Raw genomic sequence first — 1,908 nt, 5'->3', positions numbered from 1 at the left:
CGCCGAGCAGCGCCTGCCGATGCTGGTCGACCAGCTCTCCCGCACCGACCCCGGCCGGGGCACATCTTCATCGACCCGAACCCGGACGCGGCCACCTCGTACGCCGAGCGCCGCCGCCTGTTCGAACTGCCCCGCTCCAGCTGGGGCGACTACCACACGGAACTGCTCTCGGCGGGCGGCGGCATCTTCCCCCGCAGCGCCAAGTCCATCCCGGTCAACAGCCACATCCGCGAGGCCCTCGGCATCGAGGACAAGGTCGCCAAGCTGACCCCGGCCGACCTGATGAAGGCGATCCTTCACGCGCCGGTCGACCTGCTGTGGAACGGCGGTATCGGCACCTACGTCAAGGCGTCGACCGAGTCCAACGCCGACGTCGGCGACAAGGCCAACGACGCCATCCGCGTCGACGGCGCCGACCTGCGCGTCAAGGTCGTCGGCGAGGGCGGCAACCTGGGTCTGACGCAGCTCGGCCGGATCGAGTTCGCCCGCCGCGGCGGCAAGATCAACACCGACGCCATCGACAACAGCGCCGGTGTGGACACCTCCGACCACGAGGTGAACATCAAGATCCTGCTCAACGGCGTGGTCGCGGACGGCGACATGACGGTCAAGCAGCGCAACAAGCTGCTCGCCGAGATGACCGACGAGGTCGGCTCCCTGGTGCTGCGCAACAACTACGCGCAGAACGTGGCCATCGCCAACGCCCTCGCCCAGTCCGGGGACATGCTCCACGCCCAGCAGCGCTTCCTGCGCCACCTGGTCAGGGAGGGCCACCTGGACCGCGCCCTGGAGTTCCTGCCCACCGACCGGCAGATCCGTGAGCGCATCGGCACCGGCCAGGGCCTGACCGGCCCGGAGACGGCCGTCCTGCTGGCCTACACGAAGATCACCGTCGCCGACGAGCTGCTGGCGACCTCGCTGCCGGACGACCCGTACCTGAGCGGGTTGCTGCACGCCTACTTCCCGACGGCCCTGCGCGAGCGGTTCGCCGCCGCGCTCGCCACCCACCCGCTGCGCCGTGAGATCACCACCACCGTGCTGGTCAACGACACGGTCAACACCGGTGGTACGACCTACCTGCACCGGTTGCGCGAGGAGACCGGGGCCTCCCTGGAGGAGATCGTCCGGGCGCAGACCGCGGCCCGCGCGATCTTCCGTTCGGCGCCGGTGTGGGACGCCGTCGAGGAACTCGACAACAAGGTCGACGCGGCCGTGCAGACCCGGATCCGGCTGCACTCGCGCCGGCTGGTCGAGCGCGGCACCCGCTGGCTGCTCAACAACCGGCCGCAGCCGCTGCAGCTCCTGGAGACCGTCGACTTCTTCTCCGAGCGGGTCGAACAGGTCTGGCAGCAGCTGCCGAAGCTGCTGCGCGGCGCGGACCTGGAGTGGTACCAGCACGTGCACGACGAACTGTCCGGCGCCGGGGTGCCCGACGAGGTCGCCACCCGCGTGGCGGGCTTCTCCTCCGCCTTCCCGGCGCTGGACATCGTCTCGGTGGCCGACCGCACCGGCAAGGAGCCGCTGGAGGTCGCCGAGGTCTACTACGACCTCGCCGACCGCCTCGGCGTCAGCCAGCTGATGGACCGCATCATCGAGCTCCCGCGCGCCGACCGCTGGCAGTCGATGGCCCGCGCGTCCATCCGCGAGGACCTGTACGCGGCCCACGCGATGCTCACCGCCGACGTCCTCGCCGCCGGTGACGGCACCTCGACGCCCGAGCAGCGCTACCAGGCCTGGGAGCAGAAGAACGCGGCGATCCTGGGCCGGGCCCGGGCCACCCTGGAGGAGATCCGCAGCTCGGACTCCTTCGACCTGGCCAACCTGTCGGTGGCCATGCGGACGATGCGGACGCTGCTGCGCACGCACGCGTAGCCGTACGACGCGAAAGGCGCCCCGGGCCGGTGCGGC

Annotated in this window: 1 protein-coding gene; it reads left to right on the top strand. The window is 70.8% G+C overall.

Translation table 11 applies throughout. From position 1 onward, the window contains the following. Positions 1–1,872 (top strand): NAD-glutamate dehydrogenase domain-containing protein (locus tag ABZ646_RS45930; protein ID WP_360533559.1); only part of this gene is annotated, 1,872 nt, incomplete at its 5' end. Positions 1,873–1,908: the final 36 nt, after the last annotated feature.

Source organism: Streptomyces sp. NPDC007162 (assembly GCF_040634175.1).
In the GTDB taxonomy this organism is placed as follows: domain Bacteria; phylum Actinomycetota; class Actinomycetes; order Streptomycetales; family Streptomycetaceae; genus Streptomyces.
Note: the sequence above shows the minus strand (reverse complement) of the source record. Positions and strands in the feature narration are given on the sequence as shown.